Origin of the sequence: uncultured Selenomonas sp. (assembly GCA_905372355.1) — a bacterium.
In the GTDB taxonomy this organism is placed as follows: Bacteria; Bacillota; Negativicutes; order Selenomonadales; family Selenomonadaceae; genus Selenomonas.
In genome coordinates, this window is sequence record CAJPOT010000003.1 from 120858 (window position 1) to 136770 (window position 15913).

The following is a 15913-nucleotide window of genomic DNA, read 5'->3' on the forward strand; positions in this document are numbered from 1 at the left end:
AGGCTGCTGCACTGAGCAGCAGCCCATGATGACCCTCAGCCTACTTGATCTCTATGCTGTTCTTTTTGATGTCCTCAACGCCGAGCTTCGGCAGGACAACCTTGAGGATGCCATTCTCCATCGAAGCCGCACTTTCCTCCCACTTGATGCCGTCGACGGCGAAGGAACGCTCGAAGCGACCCGTGCGGCGCTCGCGCATCAGATACTTCAAGTGGTTCTCGCGCTCAGGAACTTCCACGGCAATCGTCAGATACTTGTCGTCCTCGTAGGTCAGAGAGACGTCTTCCTTGAGGACGCCGGGCAGTTCCGCTTCAATCTCATAGTAATTTTCTTCATCGAGGATGTCGCAGCGAAAAGAAGCGAGCGCCCCCGTCACCTTGCCAATGGGATTGAGCGGCTGCTCCATGATGAAGTCCACCACGCGCTCCACCGTATCGCGCGTCTTCTCCGCATTGTTTCGGAAATTGAAAGGTATGCTGCGAATCATGACGTTTTCCTCCGATCAACACTCACGTCCTATTCTCATTTCTTATATTATACGGTGTTTTGCTAAAAAATTCAAGCGACGGACAAGGTGGTCGAGGAAAAATCAAGAGGTCAGCTTCATGTGGCGGCGCAGCAGATAGAGAAAGTACGGCGTACCGATAAATGCCGTCATGATGCCCACGCGGATCTCCATGCCTTGAAGCAGGATGCGCCCCAAGGAGTCGCAGACGACGAGGAATATGCCGCCGGCCAGGAGGCTTGCAGGCAGCAGCTTCCGATGGTCAGGGCCGATCAGGAGGCGCATCATGTGCGGCACGACGAGTCCGACGAAGCCGATGTTGCCGCTGATGCAGACGCCCGCCGCCGTCGTCAGCGACGCGAGCGCCAGAAACAGCAGGCGGAAGAAGGTCACGGGCATGCCTGCGGCACGCGCCTCGACCTCGCCGAATGCGAGGAGGTTCAGATGGCGTGAGAGGAGCAGCATGAGGAAGACGCCGCCGCTGATCGGCGCGATTCCCAGAAGGACATGATCCCAGCGGCGATAGTCGAGGCCGCCGATCGTCCAGAAAAGGTACTGCTGCATCTTCTGCTCGTTCATGACCGTGAGAATCGCTGCCGTGCACGCGCCGAGGAACATGCCGACGACGACGCCCGAGAGCAGGAGCGTCATGACAGGAATGCGCCCGTGGCGCATGGAAAGCGACACGGTAAGCCCCACGGCGAGCATGGAGCCCGTGAAGGCGAAAGCAGGCAGCGAAAAGACGCTGACAGCGGAGACGCCGAGCGCGATGGCGAGCACAGCTCCGACGGAAGCACCGCTCGATACGCCGATGATGCCGGGATCGGCGAGCGGGTTGCTGAAGATGCCCTGCAGCACTGCACCGGAGATGCCCAGCCCCGCCCCCACCATGAGGCCGACGAGCGTGCGCGGCAGACGGATGTGCCAGAGCACCGCCTGCTGCTCGGGCGTAACCGTGACATCGGAAAAGAATGGCAGACCCGCCGCATGGGAGAAAGCTGCGAGCACGCACTCCATTGAGATGTCGTACTGCCCTGAGCTCATCGACAGGACGACGGCGAAGATGACGAGACACGGCAGAAGAAGCCAAAGAAAGAAGTTTTTCTTCTCGCAGAATCTTTTCACGACGCTGCCTCCTCCCTTCCCAAGATGACCTGCAGGAGATGTGATTTCTTTCCTGCACCCTTCTCCGCCTCCGTGAAGACCTCCGCATGATTCGTCAGCGGATTCTCCACGACCTTGACAGGCGCACCGTAGGCGCGTGTCAGAAGCTCTGCCGTCAGCACCTCGCGCGGCAGGCCGTCGGCGAGGAGCGCACCGCGCCCGATGAGCAGGAGGCGCGAGCAGAAGCGTGCGGCGAGGGAAAGCTCATGCGCGACGAGCACGACGGTCTTGCCCGCTGCACAAAGCTCGCGGCAAAAACGGAAGATTTCCTCCTGATAGATGATGTCCAGTCCCGTTGCCGGCTCATCGAGAAAGAGCACGGGCGTCTGCTGCGCGAGTACCTTGGCGAGCAGCACGCGCTGGCGCTGTCCGCCCGACATGGCCTGAAGCGGCTTCTCCGCCAGTTCCGCGACGCCCGTGTACGCCATGCACGCCTCAGCGATGGCGATATCGTGCGCCTGCTCCTGCCGCCACCACGAGAGATACGGATAGCGTCCCGAGAGCACGACCTCGCGCGCCGAATAATCGAACGTCATCTCCAGATGCTGCTGCAGATAAGCGGCGCTTTTCGCAAACTCCTTCGCCGGCAAATCGCCGATTCTCTGTCCCATGACAGAGATCTCGCCCGCGAGCGGCGCCAAGATGCCGCGCATCGTCTTCAAAAGCGTGCTCTTGCCCGCGCCGTTCGGCCCGATGAGACCGACCATCTCGCCCGCTGCAATGCCGAACGAGACGTTCTCCAAGATCACCTGCCGCTCATAGCCCGCATAAAGGCCCTCAACCCGTATCATTTCCTGCAAATTCCACCGCTCCTTTGCTCGGAAAGCACGGATAAATCCACTTACCCTTCTTCACACATTCGGGCGGCTTTATTTATCCGTGCTTCCTTTATGACATCTATAACATCCATTGTCGTCGCAGAATGTGACCGTTCCAGAGCTGCTCCTCGATGAAGCGCGAGCCGCGCAGTCCCATGAACGGCGCATCCGTCAGCTGAATGCGGTCGAGCACAGGACTGGCGACAGGCAGGAACTGCGCTTGCTGCGGCGCGACCTGCGCCGCTTCGTTGCTGCTCGCGAACAGCAGCCCGTTCTTCATGGATGTGAGGAACTGCGCCAGCTCCGCCGTACACGTTTCAGAAAAAACCTCGTCGGCGATCCCAGTGGCATCTGCCGCTTCCGCTGCCTCCGCCGCCACAGCGAGGCAGCGCACGTCCGCCCACTCCGTGCGCAAGGCTCTTGCCAACCCCCAGGCCATGGAGGATGGCGCACGCACGAGCGCCTCGTCGAACCAAAGCTCGCCCCACATGCTCTTTATTTCGTTCAGGCGCAGAAAATCTTCCTTTTCCACACGCGAAAGTTCTTCCTGTACCTCCTTTTCGCGCGGCGCGGGCAAAGCGCCTGCGATCTCTTCGAGCCAATGCCGCGTGCCCGCCCTGCCGTAAGGCGGCAGCGGTGCGACAAAGGGCGTGCCGCTGCGCTCCGCGAGCATCTCTGCCGGAGCGAGTCCCAACTCCCTGTGCACGACGATGTTGAGCGCGGCGGCGGGCAGATGCTGCAGCTCCTCCGCCGTCTCGCCGCAGCCGAGGACGGCGTTCACCTCATAGCCCGCCAAATGCAAAAGGCGCACGAGTTCTCGCGCGTCGTTCGCCCCGTTGCAGTAGCTCGCCGTCATGCCGAGAAGGTTCACGCCATGCGGCTTCTCCTCCTTCTTCTCGGGCAGAAGCGCTTCGATTGCCGCACATGCAGCCTTGCTCCAGCCTGCGGCGAAGCTGCCCGCAAGGCCGCTGCTGTCGACGGCGACGACGGGCGCTGCAATGCCCGCCGACCGCGCGATGGCGGCTACATCGTCGCCGATCAGTCCTGCGGCGCAGCTGCTGACGATGGCCAAAAGGCGCGGCGGCTCAGCGATATAGGGCTGCAGGGCTTCCAGCAGATAGTCCTCCGCGCCGAAGACGATGGCATCGTTGTCGAGCTGCGTGCAGCCTGTGCGTCGCACGGCATCGCTCACGCCATGCTCGACGTGGCGCAGCGCGAAGTAATGACACCACATGGGGCCGTTGACGATGACGGCGGCGTCTTGCCAGGCGGCAAAAAATGCCATCGCGCCCGCGAGCGCACAGCTGTCCGTCCAAGCGCAGACATCATCGAAACGCCTTTCCTGCTCAGCCATAGATCAGACCTCCCCGGCTTTCGTGACGACAGACGATATGAACCATATCGCGCAGGAGCTTCTTTTCCATCGACCAGCCGACGGATGGCATGAGCGCGAGGAAGATCTGCCGCAGCCTTGCGTCGGTAAGCTCGTGCGTCGTCAGGACGAAATCCGCCGCTTTGAAAAGCGCCTCCGCCTCGCGGCTTCCCTCATGGGCGATCGGCGCATCCGTCAGACGCGCGACCTCTTCTTCCATGACCTCGCGCCGCCCGGGCAGGAACGAATCAAGGAGGACGACGCCCGCCAGTTCTACGCCCGCCTTCTTCAGAAGGCGCATGATGATCTTCGGCTGAAACCAGTCGAGGTCGCGCCCGATGGCGAATGTCACGCGCCTTTCTGCGAGAGTCGGCCGCACCTCGTCCACGGCGCGTTGAAACGCCGCTTCTTCCGCGCGAATCGCTTCTTCCGCTTCCCTTTCCCTGCCGCAAAGCCTGCCGACCGCACGCAGCCACTCCTTCGTTTCCTCCGAGCCGACCGCATAGACATCGGCAAGGTACGGCGTGCCGAAACGCTCATGAATGTGCCGCGCCAAGTCGACGAGAAGCGCCTGCTTCTCGTCGCTTCGCCGCCCGAGCACGATGAGAAGCTCCGCTGCCGGCACGACATCCATCTCAGACAGGGCGAGATACGACGGAAACTGCCCCTCGACGCGCAGGGAAAGAAACCCGAGCAAGCGGCACAATTCCTTCACGTACTCGCCGTGGACGCCGCCGCAGTCGCCGAGCAGCACGACGCTTCCCGCACGGCGCTCTGCCGGCTTCATGAAGCGATCGACGAGCACGCGTGCAGCGTCAAGGTAGCCTGCATAATACTCGCCGTCAAGAAAGCCGTGCGCCGAGACGGCGCTGACGGGCAGGCCAAGCTCTTGCTCCATCTCCTCAGCCACGGCGCACGTATCGTCGCCGATGACGCCGCTCACACAGGAATTGGCGATAAATATCGCTTGCGGCTGATATTTTTCTGCGGCGAAGCGTATGCACTCGCGCAGACGACCCTCGCCGCCAAAAATCGCCTCTGCGTCCGACAACGAGCTTGTCAGAAGCGGCACAGGCGAGAGGCGCACCTTCGTTCCCGCCGCACGAAGGCGATGGAAACTTCCCACATCCATGCCATGGGCGATGTGAGCGCACGGACGCGGGCTGTGGAAGATGACGAGAGCGCCGCGCACGAAGGAAAGCGCACGCCAGACGCCCGGCATGCTGCAGCTGCAATTCGTGCGGCGCATCACCACACGTTTCGCTTCAGTTCCCATAGCTTTCCACCAGATCTTCCAACTCTTCAAACGCCATCGGCTTGGGGATGACTAGGTTTTTATTTCCCTCAATCGCCGCCGCAAGTTCTTCGTAAACCTTCGCCTGTGCGGAATCCGGCGCGTAGGCGATGAGCGTCTGCCGATGGATCTCCGCCTCGTGTACGGCGGCAGAGCGCGGGATGTAGGCGATGAGCTTTGTGCCGAGGCGTGCGGCAAAGGCTTCCAAAAGCTCCTTCTCGCGTGCGACATCGCGCCCGTTGCCGATGATGCCGCCGAGCTTCACGACGCCTCGCGCAGCGAAGCGGCGCACGCCCTTGGCGATGTTGTTCGCCGCGTAGAGCGACATGAGCTCCCCCGAGGAAACGATGTAGATTTCCTCGGCATAGCCCTCTCGTATCGGCACGGCGAAACCACCGCAGACGACGTCGCCGAGTACATCGTAGATGGCGACATCGACATCGTCAAACGCATGGAGCACCTTGAGCCTTTCGAGCGCCACGATGATGCCGCGCCCCGCGCATCCGACGCCCGGCTCGGGGCCGCCCGCCTCAATGCAGCGCACACCGCCGTATCCCTCATGCGCGATTTCTGCAAGAGAGAGCGCCGCGCCCTTCTTGCTGCGCTCTGCATCGAGCACGGTGAGCGGCGCAATGCGCCCCAGGAGAAGCCGCGTCGAATCGTTCTTCGGGTCGCAGCCGATCTGACAGACCTTCTTTCCCCCGCGCGAAAACGCCGCCGATACATTGGCGGCAGTCGTCGATTTGCCGATGCCGCCCTTGCCGTAAAACGCAATCTTTTTCAATCTCAAAGCCGCCTTTCTTTACATCTTTACTCCACCGCCGAGAGAAATTCCTGCCGCGATTGGCGAAAAGCGTCACCGTAAAGAATCCATGCCGTTTCCTGCACGCCGAAGACGATGTTCTGTGAAAGATTGTAGACGTAACGCGCCCACGGATGGCCGATCTGCTTTTCCCGCACGGCTGTCATCTGCTGAAGAGACGGATCTTCCATGTACTGCCTGCCGTAATTCTCTTCACGCGTTTCTGCGTCTTCGTAACTCGGAAGGAAGATGTAGTCGGGATTCGCCGCGACGAGCTGCTCCTTCGTCATCTCCTGTCCCATGCGGTTTCCTGCGGCGGCCTTTGCGTTGATCGACGCCGTATGGCTGCAAAGCTCGTCGAAGGTACAGCCGGCGCCGCCGTAGTTGGGCATGATGGAGATAAGCGCGATGCTCTTGTGCTTCTTTTCCTCGGGAACATCCTTCATCTTCTCTTCGATCTCCGCGAGTTTTTCCTCCATCTTCGCGATCAGTCGTTCGCCGCGCTCCTTCTCATCGACGGCTGCTGCAAAGAGGCGGATGTTGGCATGGATGTCCTCCATCGTCGCCGCCGCACGGCAGACGACGACCGGCACGCCAAGCTCGCGCATGGCATCAGCGTTCTCGCGGGGAAGCCACGGCGTGACGATGATGAGGTCGGGCGAGAGCGCGGCGACCTGCTCGACAGACGGACTGCGCGTGATGACCGTGGGAATTTTCCCGCGCACCCACGGCACATTCGTATGCTTCTCGTCCGCGAGCGAGTCGTTGACTGCCGCCATGCGCTCCGGCTCGACAAGACCGAGCATCATTTCATCCGTGCCCGCGCTGATCGTCAAGATGCGCCGGGGCTTATGCGGAATCTCGACGACAGTTCCCTCCGCATCGGTCACACGGTACGCGCTCGACGCCTCCTCCTTTTCGCCCATGCAGCCCGTCAGAAAGAGCGCAAAAAGGAGCGTGGCGCATGTGACGACTGCGGCAAATCGCGGATACTTCTTTGCCTTATACAATTTGTTCCGCCCTCTCTTCCAAATCGCCCTCGATGGAGAGGAACAGCTCACGCAATTCCTCTTTCGTCTCCTCACGCGCTTTCCACAAGCCGCGCTGCTCTGCTTCTAAGAGCGTTTCCGCCATGCGGTGCAGCGCCCAGGGGTTGACCTCCTGCAGCCACTCCTGCATCGACGCATCGAGCACATACTTGCGCGCATATCCTTCGTACATCCAATCCTCCATGACGGCGCTCGTCGCATCCCATTGATAGCTGTGCGCGAGATAATTCGCAAGGTCGGACGCTCCCTTGTAGCCATGCTCTTTCATGCCCTCGATGAATTTCGGATTCATCGCCTCGCCGCGGAACAGCCGCTCGGCTTCTGCGGCGACGGTGCGCACGACGATGCGCTGACGGTCGCTTGTATCGCCGCTGTAGGAACGCGGCGCCTTGCCCGTGAGCGCACGCACGGTGGCGATCATGCCGCCGTGGTAGGCGTTATAATCGTCCGAGCTGAACATGTGCGTCTCGCGCGTGTCCTCGTTCTTGACCGTGACATCAAGCTCCTTCATGCGCCGCTGGAAAAGCTCGGGATCGTAGCCGCGCGCCATGCCGTCCGCACCGTAAGCCGTGCCCGAAAAGCGCGTGTAGACAGCCGCAAGATCGTCGAGCGTCTGCCATGCCTTCGACTCCAAAAGGTCGCCGACGCCCGCGCCGTAAGCGCCCGGCGGGTCGCCGAAGATACGGCACGAGGCGCGTTCCCAAGCGAGAGTATGCTCTTCGCCCTGCTCTTCGAGCCATGCCGTGTCCGCGAGGATGTGCTTGCGCACGAAATTTTCATCTTCGTTCTCATCCTGCGCTGCTGCAAGCTTCACAGCCTCGTCGACCCAGCGGATGGCGTTCGGCACGGCATCGCGGAAGAGACCGCTGATGCGCGCCGTCACGTCGATGCGCGGCCGCTTGAGCTTGGTGAGCGGGATGACCTCAAGCCCGACGACGCGCTGCGACGGCCTCTGCCAGACAGGGCGCACGCCCATGAGGTAGAACAGCTCGGCTATGCACTGTCCATGACTGCGCATGTTTGAGCCTGCCCAGAAGACGATGCCGACCGCCTCCGGGTAGCGTCCCTCCTCGCCGATATACTGCTCGACGAGCGCATCGCCCAGTTCCTTGCCGTACTCCCACGCCGCGGGCGTCGGCAGACAGCGCGGATCGAGTCCGTAGAAGTTGCGTCCCGTCGGCAGGACGTCTGCGCCGTTCGTCGTCGGCGCTCCCGCCGGCCCCGGCTCGATATAGCCGCCCGAAAGGGCGCGGAGCGTGCCCGTCAACTCCTCCTCCGTGCGCAGGAGGCGCGGCACGATCTTCTCCGTAACTTCGCCGAGCGCCGCCAGAAGTCCTTCCCTGCCCGCTGCACTGTACGAGGCGAATGGTTCCAAAGCCAACGCTTCTCTCGCCGCCTGCGGCATGTAGGCGCGCGCGGCGAGGCGCACGAGAAGCAGGCGCATGAGGTCTTCCACCGCATCGAGCTTTCTGCCGTACGTCATGCCGTCCTCCGTCATGCGTTCGCTGTGCTCCAAAAGCTCTTCGTAATCGTAGCCCTCTTCCTTGGCGATGAGACGCAGAAGCGACGGCTCGCCGCCATGCTCGACGCGCACGAGCGCGAGCACAAGATCCAAGAGTTTTTCAGCTTCCGGAACTTGCCCGAGGATATGAAGTCCCGTGCGGATCTGCATGTTCTTGATGTCCGTCACATAATTGTGCAAAGCAGCGACATAGGCGTCGAAGTCCTCGCCTTCCTCGATGGAATCCTCGAAATGGCAGAGCGCCGCCTTCTCGCGCACGATTTCTTGTACCACTGCCAGATTGTCAGGCTGAGCCGCACGGAAATGAACGTACTCGTCGAGCGCCTGCTCAAGCTCCTGCAGCTCGTCGAAAGCGCCCGCGAGCTGCATCGGCGGCGAAAGATGGCTGATGAGGCACGCTGCGCCGCGCCTTTTTGCCTGTATGCCCTCGCCGACAATCGTGATCCAGTAGGGATATACGTCGGGCAGATCACCGAGCGAGACGTCGGGATAGCATTCGTTCGAGAGCGCCGTGCTCTTGCCCGGCAGCCACTCCAACGAGCCGTGCGTGCCGACGTGGACGACGGCGTCCGCCTGCCACAGATCGCGCAGCCAGTGATAAAAGCCGATGTAGTGATGCGTGGGCGCGGCGTCGGGCGAATGCAGCAGCTTGCCCGGATCCTCGCCGAAGCCGCGCGGCGGCTGCACCGTGAGAAAGATATTGCCGTTGAGCGTGCCGGGCACGAGCAGCGTGCCGTCGTAGTTGAACACCTCGCCCGGCGCTTCGCCCCAATCCTTCCTCAGATGTTCCTTGACCTTTTGCGGCAGCGCCTTGAAGAATCTTTCATACTGCGCCGCCGTAAGCTGTCCGTCGGCATTCTTTACCCGCTCTTCACTCATGAAGCGGCGGTCATTCGTCGCGTGATTCGTAAGAATATCCATGAGCTCTTGGCTGCTCTCCGGCACGAAATCGACGCGATAGCACGCCTCACGCATCCTCGCGAGGAGGCGGCGCACGCTCTCTGGCGAGTCAAGCCCCGCCGCACTGCCGATATTCGCATTCGTCGGCGGATAGTTGTGAAAGACGATGGCTATCTTCTTCTCCTCGTTCGCCTTATGGCGCAGATTCGCCCACTTCTTCGCCTTTCGCGCCAGACGCTCCATACGCTCCTCAAGCGGCGCATAGCGAGGCGTTCCCGTCTCATCGAGCACCTTCGCCGCAATCGGCACGGCATGAAGGACGCCGTCGAACTCCGGCATACAGACGCTGAAGGACACCTCCATCGGGTCGAGACCCGCAGGCGACCTTTCCCATTCTTCCTTGGGCGCAAGCACCGTATACGCCTCAAGAAGCGGCACGCCGAGCGCATAGAGGTCTTCTATGCGCGTACCGCCCGCCTTGATGGAAAACTTCATCGTCGTGATGATGGCGTCGACGACGGTCTCCCCTTCGCAGCAAAAGTATCGCTTCATGGCGTCGAAGAGCGTCGGCGACTCCACGCGCTCGTCGCGATACGAATTGGAAAAGACTGCGACGGCATTGAGCCCCTGCGCCTCTATCGCACGAATCAATGCCGTGTGATAGGTGAAGTCCCCTGCAATCCACTCCGAACGATAGAAGATGACGCCGATCGTCCTCCGGTCGTCACGACAATGCGCGGCACGATATCCCTCAATGTCCTGACAATCGCCGTGCCAATCGGGGTGGTATATGCCGTGCCAAGGCAGTATGCGCGGCGGTTCCGGCGCACAGGAAAACCCCATTTTCCGCGCAAGATACAGCAGGAAGTTTTTCATATTCTCCTCGCCGTCGCAGCGGAAATACTGCCAGGCGAGAGCGATTTCCTCTGCCGAGAAGCCATAGCTGACCTTGTCATGCTCGGCATTGTCCACAAGAATCAAATGCGGCGCACGACTCTTCTGCAAACTGCGCGACGCCTGCTGCAGGAAGGGATTGTCCAGCCCGGTGCCCATCCACAAGAACAGTGTGACATCGGCCTTCTCCTGCGCCTCGCGCCACGAATCCATGCCATCCGCCAGGCGGACAGCCATCGCCAGCGAGGGAACTGCCGACACGCACGCTTCCTGCACGCGATGGACGAGCGCAAAGACGCGCTGAATATTCGTATAGACTGCGATCTTCATTTTGCTGCACCTCTCGTGTTCACTGCTTCATGCATCATCTGCATCCGTTTCCTCCGAAACTGCCCGAGCCGCACGCTCGACGACGGCACGCACGAGAAGCATCGCAAGGGACTCCATATAGCCTTCCTGCATGAGCATGCCCTCCTGCGTCTTCAGACGAAGCGCTGTTGCCATCTCTTTCAGCAGCTTTTCGGCTGCTTCCCAAGTCTCCCCTTTTTCCAGCAGTCCCCAGAGATGCTCATCATAAAGATGGATGAAGAGCACGCCCAAGGGGAAGAGCGCCGGCACAGCAATCATTTTTTCCAAAGCTGCGATGAATTGCGCCTTAATTAAGGCATCGTCGCCCACCTCTTCCTTATATCGCTGCCACAGCGCTTCTTCCGTGACGCCGAAGCGGCGCAGGCGGCGCAGCAAGTCGTGCTGCTGCGCGGGCGTAAGACCCGACTGCTTCTTGAGCGCTTCCTTGACCGCCGCCATGACGGCAAGTCCGATGAGCTCGCCGAGCTTGGAATGTTTGCCCGCGCCCTCGAAGAAGAGCGGCGACTCGCTGTTGGCGACGACGATGGTCTGATCCGTGCCCGAACCCGTGGCGAGTCCTGTGGAATAGCGGCTCGGCGCCATGAGTTCCTGCAGCGCCGCCGTCTTCGCCTCCGTGCAGGTCACGAGAGCACGCGCAAGGATGCCGGGCGGCAGATCGGCGTCGATGACGAGCATGATGTTGATCGTGCCGCATTTCTTCTCCGCCGTCTTGTAGTAGGATGCAGGATCGCCGACACGCCCGCCGTTCGTTTCCACGCCGCCCGTTACGATCGCCGTCACGGTCAGTTCCTTGTAGCTTCGCGACACGATGGAAGCGTTTTCCATGTGCGCCGCCGTACCCATGCCCGAGGTCAATTCCGGTGCAAGACCGAGCCGCTCCGCAACGATCTTCATGCTCTCGACGTACGTCGGTGCAAAGGACTCGCAGGGCATTCCCGATCCCTGCGTCATATCGCGGTTGAACACCGCCTCGAAATCCTCATGGTAGCCGCCATTGTAAAGCGAAGTGCTCAGCACCTTGCGTGGCCCGCTGAAAACCAAAACGATGCTCTTGTCATAGCGATAAGCGATGTCGCCCGTCGTCAGTCTTGCCAATTCCATCTGCTCTTGCCCCTCCATCACGCACCATCACTCTTGCATATCGCGAAAACGCCGCACGACCTCCAATACGCCTTCGGCACAAAGGCGCTCCAGCGTGGCGTAGCCGGCATTCATGCGCTGCGCGATCTCAGGCGCCAGCCCCACCTTCGGAAAGCTCTTCTCCGTATCGAGCACGATGCAGTGCGCGTCTCTTCGCGCGATCTCCTCCGCTGCGCGCAGCGCCTCCTCCTTCGCCTTCCCCGCCGCAGAAACATTCGTCCTGCCGTCTGTCACGAGCACGAGCACCGTTTCCGCGCCTTCCTTGCGACTGAGCTCATCCATCATCTTGAGCGCGGCGGCAAGTCCTTCTGCGAGCGGCGTTTTGCCGCCCGTCGGCAAAGAGCGCAGTTCCTTTTCCGCCAGCTCCACGCTCCGTGTCATCGGCAAGAGCGTCTCGGCGCTCGTGCGGCGAAAGGCGATCAGTCCCACGCGATCACGCTTTTGGTATGCTTCACGCAGGAGGGCGAGCACCGCGCCCTTCACCATCTTCATGCGCTCCTTCGCGCCCATAGAGCCGCTCGCATCGACGAGGAAGAGGATGTTCGCGGCGGCACGACGCGCCCGAATCCAGACGCGCAAATCCTCGGCGCGTATGACGACGGCCTGCTCGCCATGCCGCTGGCGCTGATAGGGCGCCGCCGCGCGAAGCGTAGCGGCAAAGGCGAGGTCGATGCACCGTCCGCGGCGCGGCAGCGATGTGCGCCAAGGACGTCCCGCCGGCACGTCAAGCTGCACGATTGCTCGTCTGCCACTCTTTCCCTTCCTCCCGCACACCGTCTCGCGCAGGAGAGAAAGCCGCGCCATAACCGCTTCTATGGAGTGCGTCTCATCTCTATCTTCGCCGCCCGAATCGCCATCCGCAGACGACGTTTGCTCCTCGCCGGTCTGCGCCGCTTCTTCCTGCGCTTCTCCTGTATCGGCTTGCTGCTCTTTCGATTCTCCGCCCATCGCATCTCTCGTCAAAGCATCGTCCGGACGCTCCTCCTGCAGCGCATCATCCGCCTCATCTTCCGACTCTTCCTGCGGCTCAGCTTGCTGTTCCTGTGGTTGTTCCTGTTTCTGCGGTTCTTTCTGCTGTCCGCTTCTCTCTTCGCGCTGTTCCTTGTTTCGGCTCATGCGATGCGCGAGCACGAAGAGAGCCGCCTCCTCGATGTCCTGCGGCATCACATAGATGCGCCCGGCGAGCGCCGCCAAAGCGCGTGCCGCTTCCACGAGATAGATTTCGGCGCGATTTCCCACGCAAAGGGCGCGTGCGGCGTACTGTGCAGCGAGATGCAGGATGGCATGGGAAACTTCCACAGCAGGAAGCATCTCCCGCGCTCGTGCCGCCTTCTGCTGCAGCTCGGCTTCCTGCTGCGCATACGCGCGGCAGAAAGCTTTTGGCGCACGCTCAAAAGCGAGCACGCGCCGCGCGATCTCAGTACGCTGCTCCGTCTCTTCCACATCATCCATCGCCGCGAACATGCCGAAGCTGTCGAGCAGCACGGGCGAGAGCACGCCTTCTGCGGGATCCATCGTCCCGACAGGCAGACAGCTTATCTCCTCGACCGCCGATACGCCGTCGCGCTCCAAGGAAAACATCCCCGCCGACGCGCTCTCTAAGACAGACTTCAAGACCTCCTCGCGCAGGAGATTCACCTCGTCCATGTAAATGAGCGTATGCGCCGCGCGATGCAGAAGACCATGGCGCAGACGACGCTCGCCGTCCCGCAGTGCCGCATCCACATCGAGACTGCCGAAGACCATGTCGTCCGTCGCGCCGAGCGGCAGTTCGACGAGACTCCCTGTCGGCGTGAACGGCGCTGCCGCACGCACGAGGACAGATTTCGCCGTGCCGCGGTTGCCTGAAATGAGCAAGCCGCCCGTGCGCGGATTCACGAGCGCGAGAAGAAGCGCCCTCTTCGCCTGCTCCTGACCGACGACAGCGGTAAACGGATAGCGCGGATATTCCATGCCCATCTCCTCAAGCCAGTACATCATCCACGGCAGACCAGTCGACCTCGCCCTCCTCGAAGGGGCGGCGGCGCAGGCGATGCGCGAGCACGAGGCGGCTGACGGCCTTCATATCTTCCTTTGCGACCTCCGTGCGCCCCGAGAAGGCGGCATTCGCCATCGCCGCCTTGATGAGCGTGATGTCGGCGCGATGCCCGTCAACGCCGAGCGCGAGCGAGATGTGCGCCGCCTTTTCCAGCATTCTATCTGCCACGGCGACGCTTTTGAGGAGAGCACGCGCCCTTTCGATCCTCTCGCGCAATGCTTCCTGCTGCTCCCTGTAGGAAGCGGCAAAACCCTCCGCATCCTGCTCATAAGCGATGCGCCTCTTCACCACCTTGATGCGATCCTTCGCCTCGCGCTCACCCGTCACCGTCACCGAAAGGGCGAAGCGGTCGAGCAGCTGCGGGCGTATGTCGCCCTCCTCAGGATTCATCGTGCCCACGAGCACGAAGCGTGCAGGATGCGCATAGGAAATGCCCTCGCGCTCCACCGTATTGACGCCCATCGCCGCTGAGTCGAGCAGGATATCAACGATGTGATCGTCAAGCAAATTGATTTCATCGACATAGAGAATGCTGCGGTTCGCCTCCGCGAGGATGCCCGCCTCAAACTCTTTCCTGCCATGCCGGATCGCCGCCTCTATATCGAGCGTGCCCACGACGCGATCCTCCGTCGCACTGACGGGAAGCTCCACAACGCGCATGGGGACGCTCTCCTCCTTCATTTGTGCGCCCGCGGCAGCCTTCCTGCGGCAATCGTCGCAGAAAAACTCCGGCGCCGCAGGGTCACAGCGGCATGCACAGCCCGCCACCGCCCGCATGGCGGGCAGCAGTCCGGCAGCGGCGCGGACGGCGGTCGACTTCGCCGTCCCCTTCTCGCCCTTAATCAGCACGCCGCCCAAGGACGGCATGACGATATTGAGCAAAAGCGCCTTCTTCATCTCTTCCTGCCCCACGATGGCAGAAAAGGGATACGTCTTTTTCATCATGCAGGTTTTCCCTTTCTCCGAATTTTGGAATCTATCTGGAAGACCTTACTCCGCACGGTATCCTCCTTTTCCAAAAACTGCCGATACTGCAGCCCTCTTCAACGCACATTCCGCCGCGCACGGCTCTTCTTGTTCCATTCCCAGCCAGCGTGCGAAGCAGCCGCCTCCGCAGGCGGCAAAATCGGGGCATCGCCGGCAAAAATCCATGCTCCGCTGCATCTTGGCAGATACTTCCTGCTGACGACGCAAATTCACGCCCTGTATAACAGCGCCTAGGAAGAAGCGCTCATCGCCGACGAAAGAGGAGCAAGCGTAGATGCCGCCATCGGCGTCGACGTGGACGCCTTCGCCGTTCATCGCATAGCAGTGGGAAAAGTCGCTCCCGCCGCGCCCTGCGATGTCTCTCGCCTGCTCCTCCTGCGATATGGCGAGGCGGCGTCCTGTCAAGCGATAAAGCGCATCGCGCCGAGCGAAAACTTCGCGCATCGCCGCCGCCATATCGCTTTCTCGCGGCAAAGCAGCGTTCATGCCGCGTCCCTGCGCACGCAGGAGGTCGAAACCGACGCGATGCACGTTGCCGAAGTAATACGCCATATCGACGACATCGGTCAGGCTGCGGACATTCTCCGCCGTCACGACGCACGTCAATCCGATGCCGATGCCGCGCCGCGCAAGGCGCTCGATGCCCGCCGCCACATCAGCGGCGGAACCTCTACCGTCCAAATATTGCCTTTGGCGATCATGCAGCGCAGGTCTGCCGTCGAGGCTCACACCGACACCAATGTTAAAGACGCACAGAACTTCCGCCGCCTCTTCCGTCAGCAGCGTGCCATTCGTCTGAACAGCCATGCGCGCCTCGATGCGATGATCGCGCACATAGGCGGCGATACGCGCAAGGAGCGGCAATGCGAGCAATGGCTCGCCGCCCGAAAACTGCAGGAGGAACGGCGCGCCGCCAGAGGCAGCCAGATCGACAGCCCGCCGCGCCGTTTCCCATGCCATCGTGCGTCTCGCCTGACCGCTTGCATAGCAATAGCGACAGGCGAGGTTGCAGTCTCCCGTCAGGCTCAGCACCAGCATCTTCAGCCCCATCGCCCGCCC

Annotated in this window: 12 protein-coding genes; all 12 read right to left on the reverse strand. The window is 61.5% G+C overall.

The genetic code is table 11. The features are described 5' to 3' along the window. Positions 1 to 40 precede the first annotated feature (40 nt). On the reverse strand, positions 41 to 487 hold the full coding sequence (locus QZ177_RS02605) for an Hsp20 family protein (RefSeq protein ID WP_006192295.1): 447 nt from the start codon (positions 485 to 487) through the stop codon (positions 41 to 43). Positions 488 to 589: 102 nt separating this feature from the next. Beyond that, complete coding sequence (locus QZ177_RS02610) at positions 590 to 1630, reverse strand: iron ABC transporter permease (RefSeq protein ID WP_009646233.1); 1041 nt, start codon at positions 1628 to 1630, stop codon at positions 590 to 592. Continuing rightward, the gene (locus tag QZ177_RS02615) at positions 1627 to 2460 is read right to left on the reverse strand and encodes an ABC transporter ATP-binding protein (protein WP_294175493.1); all 834 of its coding nucleotides are present in this window, start codon (positions 2458 to 2460) and stop codon (positions 1627 to 1629) included. The genes QZ177_RS02610 and QZ177_RS02615 overlap by 4 nt, the downstream gene beginning before the upstream one ends. 106 nt (positions 2461 to 2566) lie before the next feature. Next, positions 2567 to 3841 (reverse strand): nitrogenase component 1, encoded by a 1275-nt coding sequence (locus tag QZ177_RS02620; protein WP_294175432.1) that lies wholly within the window; start codon positions 3839 to 3841, stop codon positions 2567 to 2569. Next, positions 3834 to 5135, reverse strand: a complete 1302-nt coding sequence (locus QZ177_RS02625; protein ID WP_294175433.1) for a nitrogenase component 1 — start codon at positions 5133 to 5135, stop codon at positions 3834 to 3836. The genes QZ177_RS02620 and QZ177_RS02625 overlap by 8 nt, the downstream gene beginning before the upstream one ends. Further along, the gene (locus tag QZ177_RS02630) at positions 5125 to 5937 is read right to left on the reverse strand and encodes a nitrogenase iron protein NifH (RefSeq protein WP_294175434.1); all 813 of its coding nucleotides are present in this window, start codon (positions 5935 to 5937) and stop codon (positions 5125 to 5127) included. Before QZ177_RS02630 ends, QZ177_RS02625 begins: the two co-directional genes overlap by 11 nt. A 26-nt stretch (positions 5938 to 5963) precedes the next feature. Then, positions 5964 to 6965, reverse strand: coding sequence for an ABC transporter substrate-binding protein (locus QZ177_RS02635; RefSeq protein ID WP_009646178.1), 1002 nt, complete (start codon positions 6963 to 6965; stop codon positions 5964 to 5966). Then, positions 6958 to 10650 (reverse strand): cobaltochelatase subunit CobN, encoded by a 3693-nt coding sequence (cobN, locus tag QZ177_RS02640; RefSeq protein WP_294175435.1) that lies wholly within the window; start codon positions 10648 to 10650, stop codon positions 6958 to 6960. The genes QZ177_RS02635 and cobN overlap by 8 nt, the downstream gene beginning before the upstream one ends. 27 nt (positions 10651 to 10677) lie before the next feature. After that, complete coding sequence (locus QZ177_RS02645) at positions 10678 to 11808, reverse strand: adenosylcobinamide amidohydrolase (RefSeq protein WP_294175494.1); 1131 nt, start codon at positions 11806 to 11808, stop codon at positions 10678 to 10680. Positions 11809 to 11817: 9 nt separating this feature from the next. Further along, a complete protein-coding gene (locus QZ177_RS02650) occupies positions 11818 to 13782 on the reverse strand; it encodes a VWA domain-containing protein (protein WP_294175495.1) in 1965 nt (654 codons plus the stop codon). Between the two features lie 10 nt (positions 13783 to 13792). Continuing rightward, positions 13793 to 14812: an AAA family ATPase gene (locus QZ177_RS02655; RefSeq protein WP_294175436.1), complete on the reverse strand. Its 1020-nt coding sequence runs from the start codon at positions 14810 to 14812 to the stop codon at positions 13793 to 13795. A 45-nt stretch (positions 14813 to 14857) separates the two neighbouring features. After that, positions 14858 to 15904: a radical SAM protein gene (locus QZ177_RS02660; protein WP_294175496.1), complete on the reverse strand. Its 1047-nt coding sequence runs from the start codon at positions 15902 to 15904 to the stop codon at positions 14858 to 14860. Positions 15905 to 15913 lie beyond the last annotated feature (9 nt).